The sequence below is a fragment of the Streptomyces stoeckheimensis genome, assembly GCF_045822005.1.
GTDB classification, from domain to species: Bacteria; Actinomycetota; Actinomycetes; order Streptomycetales; family Streptomycetaceae; genus Streptomyces; species Streptomyces stoeckheimensis.
The window spans coordinates 8,283,309-8,300,504 of sequence record NZ_CP169550.1 but is presented as its reverse complement, the minus strand read 5'-3'; the positions used below and the strand labels follow the sequence as shown (position 1 = coordinate 8,300,504).

General features: G+C 71.1%; 11 protein-coding genes and 1 pseudogene. 5 read left to right on the top strand and 7 right to left on the bottom strand.

The window, feature by feature from the left end; all coding sequences use genetic code 11:
* Positions 1-15: 15 nt before the first annotated feature.
* Both ACE1OC_RS37640 and xylB read right to left on the bottom strand, forming a co-directional pair.
* Positions 16-1,239 carry an ROK family protein gene (locus ACE1OC_RS37640; protein ID WP_407840792.1) on the bottom strand — a complete coding sequence of 408 codons (1,224 nt, stop codon included), beginning with the start codon at positions 1,237-1,239 and terminating at the stop codon, positions 16-18.
* A 13-nt stretch (positions 1,240-1,252) separates the two neighbouring features.
* A complete protein-coding gene (gene xylB / locus ACE1OC_RS37635; RefSeq protein ID WP_407840791.1) occupies positions 1,253-2,683 on the bottom strand; it encodes a xylulokinase in 1,431 nt (476 codons plus the stop codon).
* Positions 2,684-2,776: 93 nt separating this feature from the next.
* On the opposite strand from xylB, the gene xylA reads away from it, so the two are divergent.
* Positions 2,777-3,949, top strand: coding sequence for a xylose isomerase (xylA, locus tag ACE1OC_RS37630; RefSeq protein WP_407840790.1), 1,173 nt, complete (start codon positions 2,777-2,779; stop codon positions 3,947-3,949).
* A 93-nt stretch (positions 3,950-4,042) separates the two neighbouring features.
* Here the strand turns inward: xylA and ACE1OC_RS37625 are convergent, their stop codons facing one another.
* From ACE1OC_RS37625 to ACE1OC_RS37615, 3 genes are all read right to left on the bottom strand, one after another.
* Complete coding sequence (locus ACE1OC_RS37625) at positions 4,043-5,131, bottom strand: aldose epimerase family protein (RefSeq protein WP_407840789.1); 1,089 nt, start codon at positions 5,129-5,131, stop codon at positions 4,043-4,045.
* A gap of 13 nt (positions 5,132-5,144) precedes the next feature.
* A complete protein-coding gene (locus ACE1OC_RS37620) occupies positions 5,145-5,369 on the bottom strand; it encodes a hypothetical protein (RefSeq protein WP_407840788.1) in 225 nt (74 codons plus the stop codon).
* 631 nt (positions 5,370-6,000) lie between these two features.
* Positions 6,001-6,993: a LacI family DNA-binding transcriptional regulator gene (locus ACE1OC_RS37615; RefSeq protein ID WP_407841804.1), complete on the bottom strand. Its 993-nt coding sequence runs from the start codon at positions 6,991-6,993 to the stop codon at positions 6,001-6,003.
* Positions 6,994-7,435: 442 nt separating this feature from the next.
* Between ACE1OC_RS37615 and chvE the strand changes: the two genes are divergently transcribed.
* The 3 genes from chvE (at position 7,436) to mmsB (ending at position 11,423) form a co-directional block, all read left to right on the top strand.
* Entirely contained in the window at positions 7,436-8,530 is a 1,095-nt protein-coding gene (gene chvE / locus ACE1OC_RS37610) for a multiple monosaccharide ABC transporter substrate-binding protein (RefSeq protein WP_407840787.1), read from the top strand.
* A 106-nt stretch (positions 8,531-8,636) separates the two neighbouring features.
* Positions 8,637-10,184, top strand: coding sequence for a multiple monosaccharide ABC transporter ATP-binding protein (gene mmsA / locus ACE1OC_RS37605; RefSeq protein WP_407840786.1), 1,548 nt, complete (start codon positions 8,637-8,639; stop codon positions 10,182-10,184).
* A 3-nt stretch (positions 10,185-10,187) separates the two neighbouring features.
* Positions 10,188-11,423, top strand: coding sequence for a multiple monosaccharide ABC transporter permease (gene mmsB / locus ACE1OC_RS37600; protein ID WP_407840785.1), 1,236 nt, complete (start codon positions 10,188-10,190; stop codon positions 11,421-11,423).
* 270 nt (positions 11,424-11,693) lie between these two features.
* On the opposite strand, the pseudogene ACE1OC_RS37595 reads toward mmsB, so the two are convergent.
* A pseudogene (locus ACE1OC_RS37595) lies at positions 11,694-11,810 on the bottom strand (phytanoyl-CoA dioxygenase); the annotation flags it as partial.
* Positions 11,811-11,923: 113 nt separating this feature from the next.
* Positions 11,924-14,851, bottom strand: coding sequence for a glycoside hydrolase family 48 protein (locus ACE1OC_RS37590; protein WP_407840784.1), 2,928 nt, complete (start codon positions 14,849-14,851; stop codon positions 11,924-11,926).
* Positions 14,852-15,386: 535 nt separating this feature from the next.
* Between ACE1OC_RS37590 and ACE1OC_RS37585 the strand changes: the two genes are divergently transcribed.
* Positions 15,387-17,135 carry a glycoside hydrolase family 6 protein gene (locus ACE1OC_RS37585; protein ID WP_407840783.1) on the top strand — a complete coding sequence of 583 codons (1,749 nt, stop codon included), beginning with the start codon at positions 15,387-15,389 and terminating at the stop codon, positions 17,133-17,135.
* Positions 17,136-17,196 lie beyond the last annotated feature (61 nt).

Sequence of the window (17,196 nt, the reverse complement as noted above, 5' to 3'; positions counted from 1 at the left end):
GCTCACTTGGACGCGCTATGAGGTCGGGCGGCGCGCCGGCAGGCGAGCGGGATCGGCGATGATCTGCCGGACCGTCGACCAGGCCGCGCCCAGCACCGGTCCGCGGCGCCCCAGGGCGGAGGGGCGCACCGCCTCCGGGGTCCAGGGCCGGACGGTGACCCGGGCGGCCAGTTCGGCGCGTACCGCCGGGAGGAGCCAGTCGGCGAGTTCGGCGTAGGCGCCACCCAGAACGAGGGCGTCCGGGTCGATCAGGTTCACCGCCGAGGCCAGGGCGAGACCCAGGGCCCGTCCTGCGCGGTCCAGGGCGCGCAGGGTCGCCGCGTCCCCGGCGGCCGCCCGCTCGGCCAGCAGGGCCACCGGGTCGCCTACGTTTCCCAGCCCGGCCTCGCGCAGCACGGCTGCTTCGCCCGCGTACTGCTCCAGGCAGCCGCGTGCCCCGCAGGCGCACGGGGCGCCCTCCGGGTGGACGGGAAGGTGGCCGAGTTCGCCCGCGAAGCCGCGGGCGCCCCGGAACAGCTGCCCGCCGATGACCAGTGCGGCACCGATTCCGGCTTCGGCGGAGACGTGCACGAAGGTCTCGGCGGGGTTTCCGCGGTGCCACTGCTCGGCCAGCGCCCCGAGGTTGGCCTCGTTCTCCGGCTCGGGCACGGTGTCGGGGTCGGGCCAGTGGTCGGCGGGGCGGACCGACTGCCAGCCGAGGTTCGGCGCATTGGCGACCAGCCCGCCCGGCGCGTTCGGCACCACCCCCGGCACGGCCAGGACGCGGCCCTCGACGCGCAGGCCCAGGGCAGCGGCTTCGGCCTCCGCCTCTGCGCCCAGCGCGGCGGCCTCCGCCAGTACCTCTCCGGCCGGCCGGCCCGCGTTGGCCCGCTCCACCCGACGCCACACCCGGGGTTCACCGCGCAGGTCCACGACGCACGCGGCGAGATGGGTGACGCCGATCTCCAGTCCGAGGCCCGCGGGACCCCGGTCGTTCAGGGCCAGGGCCCGTCCGGGGCGGCCGACCCGTCCGCTGGGCGCGGTCTCCGTCTCGGTCAGTGCCCCGCGGCCGATGAGCTCGTCGACCATGGAGGAGACGGCCGGCCTGGTCAGACCCGTGTGCCCGGCGACGTCCGCCCGGGAGAGCGGTCCGTGCGCGGCGACCGCGCCGATCACCGCCGCGAGGTTCTGCCGGCGCATCCCCTGCTGCGAGGCGGGCGCGGCCTCCGCGCCCCCGCTCATCCTGCCGGTCCCCGTCATCGACCCGCCCCTCCTATCGCTCTCCCGGCGGGGCCTCCTGCAGGGCCCGCGCCCGCCGCAGCGTACTGGTGATCCGTTCGAGCGTGTCGTCGTCACGGGTCACCGGGTCCAGCACCCGGCCCGCGGCGGTCCGCCAGCGCCGGGCGACGGCGTCGGCGGGCTCACCGGTGAGCAGTGCGGAGGCCTGGGCCGCTGCCCCGAGCGCGACCAGTTCCCGGGCCTCGGGCACCTGAACCGCCCGGCCGGACAGCCGCAGTACGGTCCGCTGCCAGGCCCGGCCGCGGGCTCCGCCGCCGATCAGCAGCAGGGGTTCGTCGGGGGCGGGGCTCTCGCCCCCGGCGCGCAGTACGTCGTCCAGGGCTGCGAGCAGGGCGTGGGCGGCGCCGTCGTAGGCGGCCTGGAGCAGCTGTCCCGGCGTGGTGTCGTGGCGCAGGCCGTGGACCAGGCCGGAAGCGTGCGGGAGGTCCGGGGTGCGCTCGCCGTCCAGGTGGGGAAGCACCACGACCGTGCCGCCCTGCTCGACGTCCTCGCGGTCGCGGCCGACGAGGGCGGCGAAGCGGTCGACGGCGAGGGTGCAGTTGAGCGTGCAGGCGAGCGGCAGCCAGCGGCCGAGGGCATCGGCGAAGCCTGCGACGGTTCCGCTCGGGTCGGAGGGCCGGGTCCGGCCGACGGCGTAGACGGTGCCGGAGGTGCCGAGGCTCAGCACCGGACGTCCGGGGGTCAGGCCCAGCCCGAGGGCGGCGGCCATGTTGTCGCCGGTCCCGGTGGCCACCAGCGCGCCCTCGCGCAGCGGCATCCCGGCTCGGACGACGCCCGCCGGGGCGCCCGGCGGCAGGACCCGGGGCAGCAGCCCGGGGTCGAGGCCGATCCGGCCGAGGACGTCCCGGTCGTAGCCGTCCAGGCCCCACCAGCCGGTTCCCGACGCGTCTCCGCGGTCCGTCACCGCCTCACCGGTCAGCCGCTCCGTCAGGAAGTCATGGGGAAGTCTGACGGCCGCGACGCGGTCGGCGGCGGCACGCTCGTTCGCATGCAGCCAGGCCCACTTGGCGGCCGTGAAGGCGGCCGTCGGGACGCTTCCGGTGCGGCGGGCGAGCTCCGCCGCCCCGAACGCGGCTGCGAGGTCGGCTGCCTGCGGGGCGGAGCGTACGTCGTTCCACAGCAGTGCCGGGCGCACCGGCCGGCCGGCCGCGTCGAGGGTGACCAGGCCGTGCTGCTGGCCGGCGATCGAGCAGGCGGCGGCACGATCCGCCCAGCCGGTGCCGGCCACGGCCTCGCCGAGCGCCCGCCACCACTGTTCGGGGTCGCTCTCGCGTCCGGCGCCCGCGGTGACGGCGTGCTCGGCGCGGCCCTCGCCCAGGACGGCGCCGGTTTCCACGTCGACGGCGAGGGCCTTGGTCGACTGGGTCGAGCTGTCGACACCGATCACGACACGCTGAGCAGACATGCGTTCCTCCGGTGGGGTTCCTTCTGGCGTCTCGGCATACTAATTTGTTTTTCGCCATTACAAATACCCCTCGGACCTGAACCGGAGACCCTCATGACCAGCGACCCGCTCGTCCCCACTCCCGCGCACCGGTTCACCTTCGGCCTGTGGACCGTCGGCTGGCAGGGCCGGGACCCCTTCGGCGACGCCACCCGGCCCGCCCTCGACCCGGTCGAGACCGTGGAGCGGCTGGCCGGGCTCGGCGCCTACGGCGTCACGTTCCACGACGACGACCTGATCCCCTTCGCGGCCGGCGACGCGACGCGCGAGCAGGCGGTCAAGCGCTTCCGCACCGCACTCGACACGGCCGGGCTGAAGGTCCCGATGGCCACCACCAACCTCTTCACCCATCCGGTGTTCAAGGACGGCGCCTTCACCGCCAACGACCGGGACGTCCGCCGGTACGCCCTGCGCAAGACGATCCGCAACATCGACCTGGCCGCGGAACTCGGCGCCTCGGTCTACGTCGCCTGGGGCGGCCGCGAGGGCGCGGAGTCGGGCGCGGCCAAGGACGTGCGCACCGCCCTCGACCGGCTGAAGGAGGCCTTCGACCTGCTGGGCGAGTACGTGGAGAGCCAGGGATACGACCTGCGCTTCGCGATCGAACCCAAGCCCAACGAGCCGCGCGGCGACATCCTGCTGCCCACCATCGGCCACGCCCTGGCGTTCATCAACGAGCTGGACCGGCCCGAGCGGGTCGGCCTCAACCCTGAGGTCGGCCACGAGCAGATGGCCGGGCTGAACTTCCCGCACGGCATCGCCCAAACCCTCTGGCACGGCAAGCTGTTCCACATCGACCTCAACGGCCAGTCCGGCATCAAGTACGACCAGGACCTGCGCTTCGGCGCGGGCGACCTGCGCCAGGCATTCTGGCTGGTCGACCTACTGGAATCGGCCGGCTACGACGGCCCCCGCCACTTCGACTTCAAGCCGCCGCGCACCGAGGACTCCGACGGCGTCTGGGCTTCGGCGGCGGCCTGCATGCGCAACTACCTGCTCCTGGCCGAGCGTTCCCGCGCCTTCCGGGCCGACCCGGAGGTCCGGGCCGCGCTCGCCGCCTCCCGTCTGCCCGAACTCGCCCTCCCCACCGCCGAGGACGGCCTGGCCGGGCTGCTCGCCGACCGGTCCGCCTTCGACGAGTTCGACGTCGATGCCGCCGCCGGACGGGGCATGGCCTTCGAGCAGCTGGACCAGCTCGCCCTCGAACACCTCCTCGGCGCCCGCTGAGCCGCTGTGCCCCGCGAGCCGGGCCGCGGCATTCCACGGCCCGGCTCCGTCGCGCGCACCCCGGCCCCCTCTTGCGGTCTCGGGCAGCACTCCCTACTCGGCCGAGAAGCGGTACACCGTCGTCGAGCGGTACTCCTCCCCCGGGCGCAGCTGGGTGGAGGGGTACTCGGGCCGGTTGGGCGAGTCCGGGAAGTGCTGGGTCTCCAGCGCTATGCCCGCGTACGCGAAGTACGGGCGACCGGAACGGCCGGCCAGCGAGCCGTCGAAGTGGTTTCCGGTGTAGACCTGGAGCCCCGGCTCCGTCGTCAGGCATGCGACGCGCCGGCCGCTGTCGAGGTGGCTCAGGACGGCGGCCTGCCTGAGCCCGGTTCCGTCGAGCACCCAGTTGTGGTCGAAGCCGTCGCCGGCCCGGCGGATCTGCGGGTGTTCCTCGGTGATGCGGCCACCGATGGCCCGTGCCTCGCGGAGGTCGAAAGGCGTGCCGGTGACGGACTCGGCCGGACCGAGCGGAATCAGCTCTGCGTCCACAGGAGAGTACCGGGCGGCCTCGACCCGCAGCCGGTGGCCGAGCACCGTCCCACAGCCCTCGCCGGCCAGGTTGAGGTACATGTGGTTGGTGAGGTTGACGACCGTCGGGGCATCCGTGGTCGCCCGGTAGCCGAGGGAGAGTTCGCCGTCGGGGCCTAGCAGGTACGTGACCTCCGCCGTGAGGGCGCCCGGGAATCCCTGGTCACCGTCGGGGCTGACCAGGCGGAGGCGGACCCCGGCCCGCCGGCCCGCGCGGACCGGCACGCCGTCCCAGAGGCGGGTGGCGAAACCGTCCGGTCCACCGTGCAGCGTGTGTCCGCCCTGCTGGGTCGCCAGCCGGTGTGTCGTGCCGTTGAGGGGCAGCGTTCCGCCGGCGATTCGATTGGCGTAGCGGCCGATCGTCGCGCCGAAGAAGGCGGCCTCCCCGAACAGGTCCGCCGTGCTCTCGCAGCCCAGGACGACATTGGCAAAGCGTCCGTCCCGGTCCGGCGCGTACAGGGCCTGCAAGCGGGCTCCCAGACTGAGGACCTCCGCCCTCACTCCCCCAGGGGAGCCGAACGTCCAGCGGGTGATCCGTCGCCCGTCCGGGAGCTCTGAGGCGGCCTCCCGGGCCACCGTCACCACACCATGGGATTCGAGTGCGTCTCGCGACACGCGACTACTCCGTTCAACGCGGGGAGGGGGCGACGCCCGCCGCACGGGCGCGCGTCATCGACTCGGAAGGGGCGGGGCCGGATCCCCCGGGCCAGTGTGCGGCGGTGCCGGAGGAGGGTGCGGGGTCGTCTTCGACACCGCTCCCGGCGAGGCCGCAGAGGATCGCGTTCTGGGGCGCCTGCTCGTCGCGGGGACACCGCTCCACCCGGCGACGGGGCAGGCCGACGGCCGCGTTCACGGCAGCTCGCCCGTTTCGTCGCGGGCCGCGGTCGAGGGAGCGGGCGCGGCCCGGGCGGCGTCCCGGATGCGGCGTAGTCGGTGGAGCCGACCGTCCGGACCGCTGCCGAAGTGGCCGTACGGGCGCGGTACTCGACGTACAGCGCGGCACAGGCGTCGCCCCGGCCGGGGTCGGGCCTGTACGCCCCCAGGCGCCCCGGAGCACCCCGCCCACGGCCGCCGCCGCGGAGCGCACATCGGGATGCGCCCTGGCGGCAACGGGGCATGGATCGCCGATCCGAGGCCGGAGCCTGTGCTCCCACTCGGCGAACGCGAGGGAACGGCGCAGTACGCCGGGGCAGACCGTCCTGAGTAGAGCGTTCCCCTTCAGGACCCCGGTCACGATGAACCCGGGGACGGGAGCACCGTCCCGCTCCGAGGCCACGGCGACGTACCTCCCCGAGCCCCGGACGGGAAATCGATGCCTCTTCCTGCCGAGTTGAAGGTGGACGTCTTCCACAATGATCCAGATTGTTAGCGCTAACACTCTGCCTGTCAAGAAATACCGAAGCCCTCGGCACTGTGCTGCCCGCAGACGCGGCGGAGAGTGCGGCCCCGGGGGGGCGGTCAGCCCCTGGTCCGACGCTTCCGGATCAACGGCGGGTGGCTACGGGCCCCGCGCTGCGGCGCAGCACCATCTCGGGCGCGATCCGTACGTGGGGGCGGGTGCGCGCGCCGCCCTCCAGCTCCTCGACGAGCAGTTCCAGGGCCCGGCGGCCGAGCTCGCCGAAGTCCTGCCGCACCGTGGCCAGGGGCGGGGTGAAGTAGGCCGCCTCGGGAATGTCGTCGAAGCCGACCACGCTGATGTCGCCCGGGATCGAACGGCCGGCCTCGTGCAGGGCGCGCAGCAGGCCGAGCGCCATGTGGTCGTTGGCACAGAAGACGGCGGTGACGTCGTCCAGTTCGGCGATCCGCAAGCCCGCCTGGTAGCCGGCGCGCGCACTCCAGTCGCCGGGCTCCACGCGCGGCACGGGGGCTCCGGCAGCCTCCAGCGCACTGCGCCAGCCCTCCTGGCGGTCCTGGCTCTCCATCCAGCCGGCCGGGCCGGCCAGGTGGTGCACCGTACGGTGACCCAGATCGAGCAGGTGCCTGGTGGCCGCTTCGGCGCCGGACCGGTTGTCCACCGAGACCATGGGGACCCTGGACTGGCTGCCCGGTCCGACCGCGACGACCGGTACGGAGCTGGAGAGCTTGGCCACCGCACTGACGGCGGAGATCTGGGGCGCGATCGCGACCACGCCTTCCACGCCCTGGTCGCGCAGCCGGTCGACAGCTTCCTGAACCGAGCGGCCGTCCAGGGAGCGCAGACTCGTCACGCTGACGGAATACCCCGCGCTGCGCGCAGCCTGCTCGATGCCGTCCAGCATCGAGGCGGGACCGTACAGGGTCGATTTGAAGCTGACGACGCCGAGGGTTTGCGAACGGCGGGTGACCAGGGCGCGGGCGGCGGAGTTGGGCCGGTAGTCCAGCTCACGGATGGCGGTGAGCACCCGCTCCCGGGTGTCGGGCCGCACGTGCGGGGCGCCGTTGAGGACCCGGGACACCGTCTGGTGGGACACGCCGGCCAATTTCGCCACGTCCGCCATCACGGGGTGGCGCCGCTCGATCCCGGCACTGTCGTTTCCCACGTGCACTTCCCTCCTCGACTCCGGGCTACGGTACGCCACCGACCGCCGACGAGAGCTGCGCGGGCGTTGGCGGACGAGCGCATGCGGCGGGGCACCGCCGTCCGCTGGACAGGGGCACTGCGGCCCGCGCAGCCGGCCGCTCCGAGAGCCGCCCACCGGACGGCCCGGGGCCGGGACGCAGTGGCTGATCGCCTGTACCGCCGTTAACCCGACGGTGATCCGAACAGACCCTTGACGACACAGTTGTGAGCGTTAACACTCAGGTATCGCCAGGCCGGAGCCACTGCAACCCGACTTCGCGCAGCGCGAGGAATCGACTCCCCGGCCGGACCCGCCCGACCGCTTCCGGTCGCCCAGCCGGGTCGCACCGTGCCGGTAGCGGAACATCACTGGAGGAACTGTGCGGAAGCTTTCAGCCGGCCTTGTCACCGTGGGCCTCACGCTGTCTCTGGCGGCCTGCGGCCAGAGCGCCAACGGAGCGGGCGACGGCGGGACCGGCGCGGACGCCAAAGGGGGCCTCGTCGGCATCGCGATGCCGACCAAGTCGTCGGAACGCTGGATCAACGACGGCACCAACATGGTCAAGGAGTTCCAGGCCAAGGGCTACAAGACCGACCTCCAGTACGGCGACAACGTCGTGGAGAACCAGGTCTCCCAGGTGGAGAACATGATCACCAAGGGAGCCAAACTGCTGGTGATCGCCGCCATCGACGGTTCCTCGCTCAGCAACGTGCTGCAGAAGGCCGCCGACGCCCACATCCCCGTCATCTCCTACGACCGGCTGATCCGCGGCACGAAGAACGTCGACTACTACGCGACGTTCGACAACTACAAGGTCGGCGTCCTCCAGGGCAGTTACATCGTCGACAAGCTCGGCCTCAAGGACGGCAAGGGCCCCTTCAACATCGAGCTGTTCGCCGGCTCACCGGACGACAACAACGCCACGTTCTTCTTCAACGGTGCGATGAGCGCCCTCAAGCCGTACGTGGACGACAAGAAGCTGGTCGTGCAGAGCGGCCAGACCTCCTTCAACCAGATCGCCACACTGCGCTGGGACGGCGGTCTCGCCCAGTCCCGGATGGACAACCTGCTGAGCAAGTCGTACACCGCCGCCCGCGTCGACGCCGTGCTCTCGCCGTACGACGGCATATCGATCGGCATCATCTCGTCCCTCAAGGGCGTCGGCTACGGCGCCGGCCGGCCCCTGCCCGTCGTCACGGGCCAGGACGGAGAGCTGGCGTCCGTGAAATCGATCATCGCGGGCGAGCAGACCCAGACCGTCTACAAGGACACCCGTCAACTCGCCAAGGCCGCAGTCCAGATGGGCGACGCCCTCCTGACCGGCGGTAAGCCCGAGGTCAACGACACCGGGCAGTACGACAACGGCGTCAAGACCGTACCGGCGCAGCTGCTCCAGCCGGTCAGCGTCGACAAGGAGAACTACCAGAAGGTCCTGGTGGACAGCGGACAGTACACCGCGGACCAGCTCAAGTAGCCCGCGGGACCCGGCCTACGGGTCCGTCCGGCGACACCGAACCTGCGGTGCGGCGCCCGGGAGACCGCCCGGCACCGCACCGCCCCGACGATACGGATGCACAACCATGGCCCGACCCGTTCTCGAGATGCGGTCGATCAGCAAGACGTTTCCCGGTGTCAAGGCCCTCTCCGAGGTCAACCTGACCGTCGCCGCAGGTGAAGTGCACGCCGTCTGCGGCGAGAACGGCGCCGGCAAGTCCACGCTGATGAAGGTGCTCAGCGGGGTGCACCCGCACGGCGGCTACCAGGGCGAGATCTACTTCGAAGGCGAGCCCTGCCGGTTCAAGGACATCCGGGCCAGCGAGCAGCGCGGCATCGTGATCATCCACCAGGAACTCGCTCTGGTGCCCTACCTGTCCATCGCCGAGAACATCTTCCTCGGCAACGAGCACGCCACCCGGGGCTTCATCGGCTGGCACCGGACGCTGACCCACGCCGCCGCACTGATCCGGCAGGTCGGACTGGACGAGAGCCCGCACACCAGGATCGCCGATCTCGGCGTGGGCAAACAGCAGTTGGTCGAGATCGCCAAGGCGCTCGCCAAGAAGGTCAAGCTGCTCATCCTGGACGAGCCGACGGCCGCCCTGAACGACGAGGACAGCCGGGGGCTCCTCGACCTGATCCTCGAACTCAAGGCTCAGGGCGTCTCCTGCATCCTCATCTCGCACAAGCTGAACGAGATCGCCCGGGTCGCCGACGCCGTCACCATCCTGCGCGACGGGCGGACCATCGAGACCATCACGATCGGTTCCGAGGGGATCTCCGAGGAGCGGATCATCCGCGGCATGGTCGGCCGCGACCTGGCACACCGCTACCCCGAGCGCGCTCCCCAGATCGGCGAGGTCGCCTTCGAGATCGAGGACTGGAGCGTCCAGCACCCGATCGACCACCGGCGCAACGTGGTCGACGGCGCCTCGCTGCACGTCCGTCGGGGCGAGATCGTCGGCATGGCCGGCCTCATGGGCGCCGGCCGCACCGAGATGGCCATGAGCGTCTTCGGCCGCTCGTACGGTCGGTGGACCGGGGGCCGGGTGCGGCTGCACGGCCGGGAGATCCGTACCCGGACCGTGCCGGAGGCGATCGGGCACGGCATCGCGTACGTGACCGAGGACCGCAAGCAGCTCGGCCTCAACCTCAGCGACGACATCAGCCGGAACATCTCGCTGAGCGCCCTCGGCAAGGTCGCCCGGCGGGGCTGGGTCGACCGGCACGAGGAGGCCCGGACCGCCGAATCGTTCCGGCGGACCATGAACATCAAGGCCCCCTCGGTGTTCGCGGAGACCGGCAAGCTCAGCGGCGGCAACCAGCAGAAGGTCGTCCTCAGCAAGTGGATCTTCGCCGATCCGGAGGTGCTGATCCTCGACGAACCCACCCGGGGCATCGACATCGGCGCCAAGGCGGAGATCTACTCCGTCATCGCCGAACTCGCCGCCCAGGGCAAGGCCGTACTCGTCATCTCCTCCGAACTCCCCGAACTCCTGGGCCTGTGCGACCGGATCTACGCCATGGCCGAAGGCCGGATCACCGGTGAGGTCACCCGCGCGGACGCCACCCAGGAATCCCTCATGCGGCTCATGACCATGAGCACGGCATACCCCGACAAGCAGGTGTGAGGCATGGCCCAGACCCAGACCACCCCAGACACCACGCCCGGCACACCGGAGACCGGCCGACGCCCGTCGGCCGGTGCCGTCCTGGCCCGAGCCCTGCGCGGCAACCTGCGCCAGTACGGAATGCTCGTCGCGCTGGCGCTGATCGTGCTGCTGTTCCAGTTCTGGACGGGCGGCATCCTCCTCCAGCCGCTCAACATCACCAATCTGATCCAGCAGAACGGCTACATCCTCATCCTGGCCATCGGCATGATGATCGTCATCATCGCCGGGCACATCGACCTGTCGGTCGGCTCGCTCGCCGCCTTCGTCGGGGCGGCCGCGGCGGTGATGATGGTCAAACACCATGCGCCGTGGCCCGTGGCGCTGGCGGCCGCGCTGCTGATCGGGGCTCTCGCCGGAGCCTGGCAGGGGTTCTGGATCGCCTACCTCGGGATCCCCTCGTTCATCGTCACGCTGGCCGGCATGCTGCTGTTCCGCGGGGGGACCCAGATCCTCTTGCAGGGCCAGACGGTGGCTCCGTTCCCCAAGGGCTTCCAGAACATCAGCAGCGGCTTCCTCCCCGCGGTGGGCCCGCACACCAACTACCACAACCTCACGCTCCTGTTGGGCCTCGCGGTGCTGGCCGTCGCGATCCTGCAGGAGGTGCGCGGACGGCGGCGGGCCGCCTCGTACGGACTGGAGCCGCTCCCGGCCGGGCTGTTCCTGCTGAAGCTCGGCGCGATCACCGCGGCCGTGGTGGTCTTCACGCTGCTGCTGGCCAGCTACCACGGGGTGCCGATCGTCCTGCTGATCCTCGGCGTCCTGCTGGTCGGCTTCGGGTACGTGATGCGCAACTCGATCCTCGGCCGGCACACCTACGCCATCGGCGGCAACGAGGCCGCGGCGAGGCTGTCCGGGGTGAAGAGCAAGCGGGTCGTCTTCCTGGCCTTCGTGAACATGGGCGTCCTCGCGGCCCTGGCCGGGCTGGTCTTCGCCGCACGGCTCAACGCCGGTACGCCGCAGGCCGGCATCAACTTCGAGTTGGAAGCGATCGCCGCCGCCTTCATCGGCGGCGCCTCCGCGAGCGGAGGTGTGGGCACCGTCCTCGGTGCGATCATCGGCGGTCTGGTGCTGGGCGTACTGAACAACGGCATGTCGCTGGTCGGTGTGGGGACCGACTACCAGCAGGTGATCAAGGGCCTGGTCCTGCTCGCGGCCGTCGGCTTCGACGTCTACAACAAGCGCAAGGCCGGATCCTGACGCCACCCCCGACGCGTACGGCGGCTCGTCGCTGTCGCCCGTGGTGGGCGAGGTGCGGCCGGTGCCGTCGTACAGGGACCAGCCCACGACATGGGAGTCCAGCGCCGCGGAGGCCGTGTACAGCACCAGCACCTGCTGCCGCAGCACCGGCGCGGCACCTTCCGCCCGTTCGGGGAGGATCGATTCGGTCGTCATGCCCGCGCCTCCTTGGGGCGATTGGAGACCTGGTCACCCAGTGGTCGAAGTCGTCGTCGCCGGTCAGCACCCGCCCCGGACGTCGATGATGGCGTCCCCGTGCAGCGGCTGCGCGTCGCCGACGTGGGGCCCGCGGGTGTGCACGAAGTGGAGGTCCACCCACGGATCCGGGCCCACGAGGCTGCGCAGGGCCGTCGGCGGTGGAGAAGCCGTTGACGTCCTCGTCCTACGTGGAGGCCGGGCAGGCCCTTGCGGGCTGCCCGGCCTCGTCGTACGCGGAACCGTTCTCCTGGCGGGGCGGGCTGTTATTCGAGCAGCTCCGCGTACGAGCCCATGGCCAGGGCGATGTCCGCCTGGGCCCAGAAGCGGTGGTAGGTGAAGACGGGCGCGGCGCCGCCGGCGAGGTAGGCCTCGACCTTCGGCCAGGCCGGGTCGTTCTCGTAGAAGGTGCGGATCGAGGCGAAGGTGGAGGCGGAGTTCACCGCGTCGCCGTTCGGCATCTTGCCGGTCCACGTGCTCGGCACGTACACGGGGTTGCTGAAGCGGCTGTAGTCGGTGCGCGTCTCCTGGACGGAGATGCCCAACGGGTCCTGGTGGTGGGCCCACATTCCGTCGAGCAGGGCCTTGGCGACCCGCTTGGCCTCCGTGTTCCCGGACTTCGCGGCGTAGTGGGTCAGCGTGTTGGCGTAGGAGGCGGCCACGCCCACGTCGTCGGTGTAGTCGGCGACGGTGACGTGCAGGCCCGCGTTGGCGCCGGGAGCGGACGCGTTCCAGGTGTCGGGGGCGCCGGACCATTTGAGGGTGGAGGGGATGCGGTAGGTCCCGTCGGGGTTGATCGTGGTCTTCGACAGGGCCCAGCCGACCCACTTGTCGAGCACGGTCTTGGCGGCGGGGTCACCCGTCTGCTGGTAGAGCTCGGCAACCCGTTGCATGGACCAGGCCTGGAAGCCGAACCACTGGTTGGACGCGGGGTCCTGGTAGACGGGCTTCTCGTCGTAGAAGAGGCCGTGGAAGGTGGGGGTTCCGGCCGGGGGCTGTGCGTAGCGCCCCTGCCAGCTGTTGGTGGCGCCGCCCGCGATGGCTCCCTCGTCGGACTGGAGCCAGCGGTAGAACTCCAGCTGCCGGTCGAGGCTGGTCGCCCAGTCCGCCGCGCCCGTCGCCGACTTGGGCTTCAGCGGGGCGTACTCGCTGAGCGCGTAGGCGGCGAGGGGGTTCTGGTAGCCGCCGTGGGCGTGGCTGGAGCCGATCCGCCAGGACCAGCCGGCCGAGGTGTCGGTGGCGCCGCCCCAGGCGTAGTACCAGGACATCAGGTAGTGCGCGCTGTCCTTGCCCGTGCCGGCGGGGCAGACGGTCGGGCCGACACAGTTCCCGGCCTTCTTGAAGTACTTGTCGAACATGGAGTAGCGCAGGTAGTCGCCCATCTTGGCCGCCTTGGAGACCGTCCCGGTGACCTGCGACTGCTTGCCCTGCTCCTTGGCCCAGATGTCCGCCCAGTACGCGGCCTGGATGGCGCGCGCGTCGGCATCCGGGGCGTTGGTGAACTTCCACTGCTTGGCGTAGGAGGAGTCCCCGGTGAAGAGGTCGAGGTAGCCGTTCTTGCCGCCGTAGGCGAATGTGTCGCAGGTGGGGTGCGGAACGGTCTCCCAGACCGACTCCTCGGGGCCGCGCTGGAAGGTGTTGATGTACGAGGGTCCGGTCGCGGCCGGTCCGGCGGAGCACTTTCCGGGCTCGTTGCCGAAGCCGTAGACGTTGTCGACGTCCTGGAGCCAGTGCATCCCGTAGATGTCGTCCGTGCCGTACGTGCTCTTCAGCTCGCCGGCGATCGGGTCCACGCCGGAGGTGACCGTACCGTCGAGCTTGGCCGGGTACTGCGAGGGGAGGTCGTGCTCGGGGGCGTAGGTGGCGGGCTTGGAGGCGTTGTAGGACCCGGTGGTCGGCTGGTCGGCGTGGGTGGGGATCATGAACTTCTCCATGACCTCCCACGCACCGTTGAACTTGCTCCAGTCCCCGGTGATCTTCCCGTACATCGCCTGCAGCCAGATCAGGTAGCTGTACGCCTCCGAGGTCGTCTCGTGCCCGTGGTCCGGGGCTTCGACGATCAGCGTCTCGACGGAGTGGTACGGGATGCCCTCGGGCGAGAAGTAGCCGTTGGCCGGGTTGGTGATCTTCCCGTGGAGGTCGAGGAAGCGGGCGTTGTAGGTGGAGTCGGCGGCGAGCTGGGTCGCGGTGACCTCGGTCTTGGCGTGGCCGGGGGCGGTCGCGGTGAAGACTGCGGTGCCGCTGCCGGTGGTCCCGGCGGTGACGGTCACCTTCTGGGCAGTGTTCCAGTTCGCCGGGGTGAACGTGAGAGTGGCCGGTATCGCGGTGAGGTCGGTGTTGCCCGAGGTGCGGGCGATGCTCACCGTGACGTTCGCGGCCGGCTGCTTGGAGAGCTTCAGGTCGAAGGCGGCCGACTGCCCTCGCTGGACGGCGAGTTGCGCGGGGGTCGCGACGAGGGCGGCGCCCGCGGCGACGGTGATGCCGACGGGGGCCGACTCGGCGGAGGCGCCGAGGTTGTCGTAGGCCTTGGCGTAGAGGGAGTGGGAGCCGGCTGCGAGGCCGGTGGCATCGAGGGTGAAGGGCGCCGTGGCGTCCGTGCCCAGGAGCGTGATGTCGCTGTAGAACTCGACCTTGCCCACGGTGGCGCCGTCGGCCGCGGCGGCGGTGGCGGCGAGCGGGACGGGGGTGCCCACCGTGTAGACCGCGCCCGCGGTGGGGCTGGTCAGCACGGCGACCGGAGGCTGGTGGGCTCCGGTGCACGGGGTGCCGTTGACCGCGAATGCGGTGGGAGCGGCGTTGGTCCCGCTGTAGCTGAACTGGGCGCCGGTCGTGGCGGCCGCGCCCGCGGCGATGGTCTTGTTCCAGTCCGGGGCCGCGACGCGGACGCTCTTGCCCGACTGCGTCCAGGTGCCGTTCCAGCCGTTGGTCAGCTGCTGGTTGCCCGTGTAGTCGTAGGTCAGCGTCCACCCGTCGAGCGCGGTGGCAGACCGGTTGGTGAGGGTGAGCTCGGCGGTGAAGCCCGAGCCCCAGTCGTTGGTCTTGTAGTCGACGCCGCACTGCACCGCGGCGGCCGCGGCGGTGGTCGCGCCGACGGCCGTGAGGCCCAGGGGGAGGGACAGCGAGAGGGCCACGGCGGACGCGGCCACCGGCAGCCTGCGCCGGACGCGTGGTCGGGGTGGGGGATGTGCAGACATGCGGATGGTTCTCCTCGCGGCTCGGGGGAGACGGGGACGGGAAGAAGAACGGGTGCGCAACAAGCTCCGAACCAGTGGGAGCGCTCCCACTGTGCAGACGTGCCGCGGCGGCGTCAAGACGCGCGAAGAGTCGAATGCATTCCGCGGGGAATTTACTCAACTCCTCTTTTGCTTGGCGCCAGTTGGCGCTACCGTCTGGCCCCAACCAGTGGGAGCGCTTCCACAGTCGGCCCCGTCGTCAGAGCACGGCCTTGCCGCAAGAGCTCGCTCAGGTGGCACCCCCCGCGTCTGTCGGCACTGCTCGGCGGAGCAGTGCTCACCCCACGCGACGGCGGCACCTGCCCGAGCACCGTCGGCCGCGCCATGGTCCGGATCGACGTCCGCGCCCTTCCGTGTCCCGGCCGGACCCGGAGCACCTCGAACACCTCGCACACCTCGAACGGCCCCTCCCGGCCGGTCCTGATCGCACGTCCACCACATTCGGCACCGGGCCGCGCCACCGCTGCGCGCCCTCAACTGAAAGGCACCCCACGCAATGAGCCGCACGATCCCCCGCACCGCCCTGCTGGCGGCCCTCAGTCTCGTCACGGCCGCCGGCGCCACCGCCACCGTGTTCGGTACCAGCGCCGGCGCCGCCACCCCCGGCTGCAAGGTCGAGTACCAGATCTCCAACCAGTGGAACACCGGCTTCGGCGCGAACGTGGTCGTCACCAACACCGGTGACCCGGTGGCCGCCTGGACCCTGGAGTGGTCCTACGCGAACGGCCAGCAGGTCACCCAGGGCTGGAACGCCACGATCACCCAGTCCGGGGCGGCCGTGACCGCCAAGAGCATGTCGTACAACGGGTCGCTGGCCACCGGCGGTTCGACGTCCTTCGGGTTCAACGGTTCGCACACCGGCACGAACGCCGTCCCCGCGACGTTCAAGCTCAACGGCGTCACCTGCAACGGCGCCACGGACCCGACCCAGCCGCCGACCACTCCCCCGACGACACCGCCCACGACGCCGCCGACCACCCCGCCGCCCACGGGCGGCAAGGCCGACAACCCGTACGCCGGTGCCAAGGTGTACGTGAACCCCGAATGGTCCGCCAAGGCCGCCGCCGAACCGGGCGGCACCAGGGTGGCCAACCAGCCCACCGGCGTCTGGCTCGACCGGACCGCAGCCATCGCCGGCGTGAACGGCGGCATGGGGCTGCGCGACCACCTCGACGCGGCACTGACGCAGAAGGGCAGCGGTGAGATGGTCGTCCAGCTCGTGATCTACAACCTGCCCGGCCGCGACTGCGCCGCGCTCGCCTCCAACGGCGAGCTCGGTCCGACGGAGATCGACAAGTACAAGACCACGTACATCGACCCGATCGCCGCGATCCTCGCCGACTCCAAGTACGCGGGCCTGCGGATCGTCACCACCGTCGAGATCGACTCCCTGCCCAACCTGGTCACCAACGTCTCCGGGCGTCCCACGGTCACCGCCAACTGCGACGTGATGAAGGCCAACGGCAACTACATCAAGGGCGTCGGCTACGCCCTGAACAAGCTCGGCTCGATCGCCAACGTCTACAACTACGTGGACGCCGGCCACCACGGCTGGCTCGGCTGGGACGACAACCTGGGCGCCTCCGCCGACATGTTCAAGCTGGCCGCCACGGCCGAGGGTTCCACGGTCTCCAAGGTCCACGGCTTCATCGTCAACACGGCCAACTACAGCGCCCTCAAGGAAGACCACTTCAAGATCGACGACTCGGTCAACGGCACCTCCGTACGCCAGTCGAAGTGGGTCGACTGGAACCGCTACACCGACGAACTGTCCTACGCCCAGGGCATGCGCTCCAAGCTGGTCTCCATCGGCTTCGACGCGAACATCGGGATGCTCATCGACACCTCCCGCAACGGCTGGGGCGGCACGGCACGCCCGACCGGCCCCGGCGCACTGACGAGCGTGGACACGTACGTCAACGGCGGCCGCTACGACCGGCGCATCCACCTCGGCAACTGGTGCAACCAGGCGGGCGCCGGCCTCGGCGAACGCCCCCAGGCGGCCCCGGCCGCGGGCATCGACGCCTACGTGTGGATCAAGCCGCCGGGCGAGTCCGACGGGGCGAGCAAGGAGATCCCGAACAACGAGGGCAAGGGCTTCGACCGCATGTGCGACCCGACCTACACGGGCAACGCCCGCAACGGCAACAGCATGTCGGGCTCCCTCCCCGACGCACCGCTCTCCGGCCAGTGGTTCTCCGCCCAGTTCCAGGAGCTCATGAAGAACGCCCACCCGGCACTGTGACGCAGGACGGGTGACGGGCCCGGAGCCCCACGGAAGCCTCCCCTTCCGAAGGGCTCCGGGC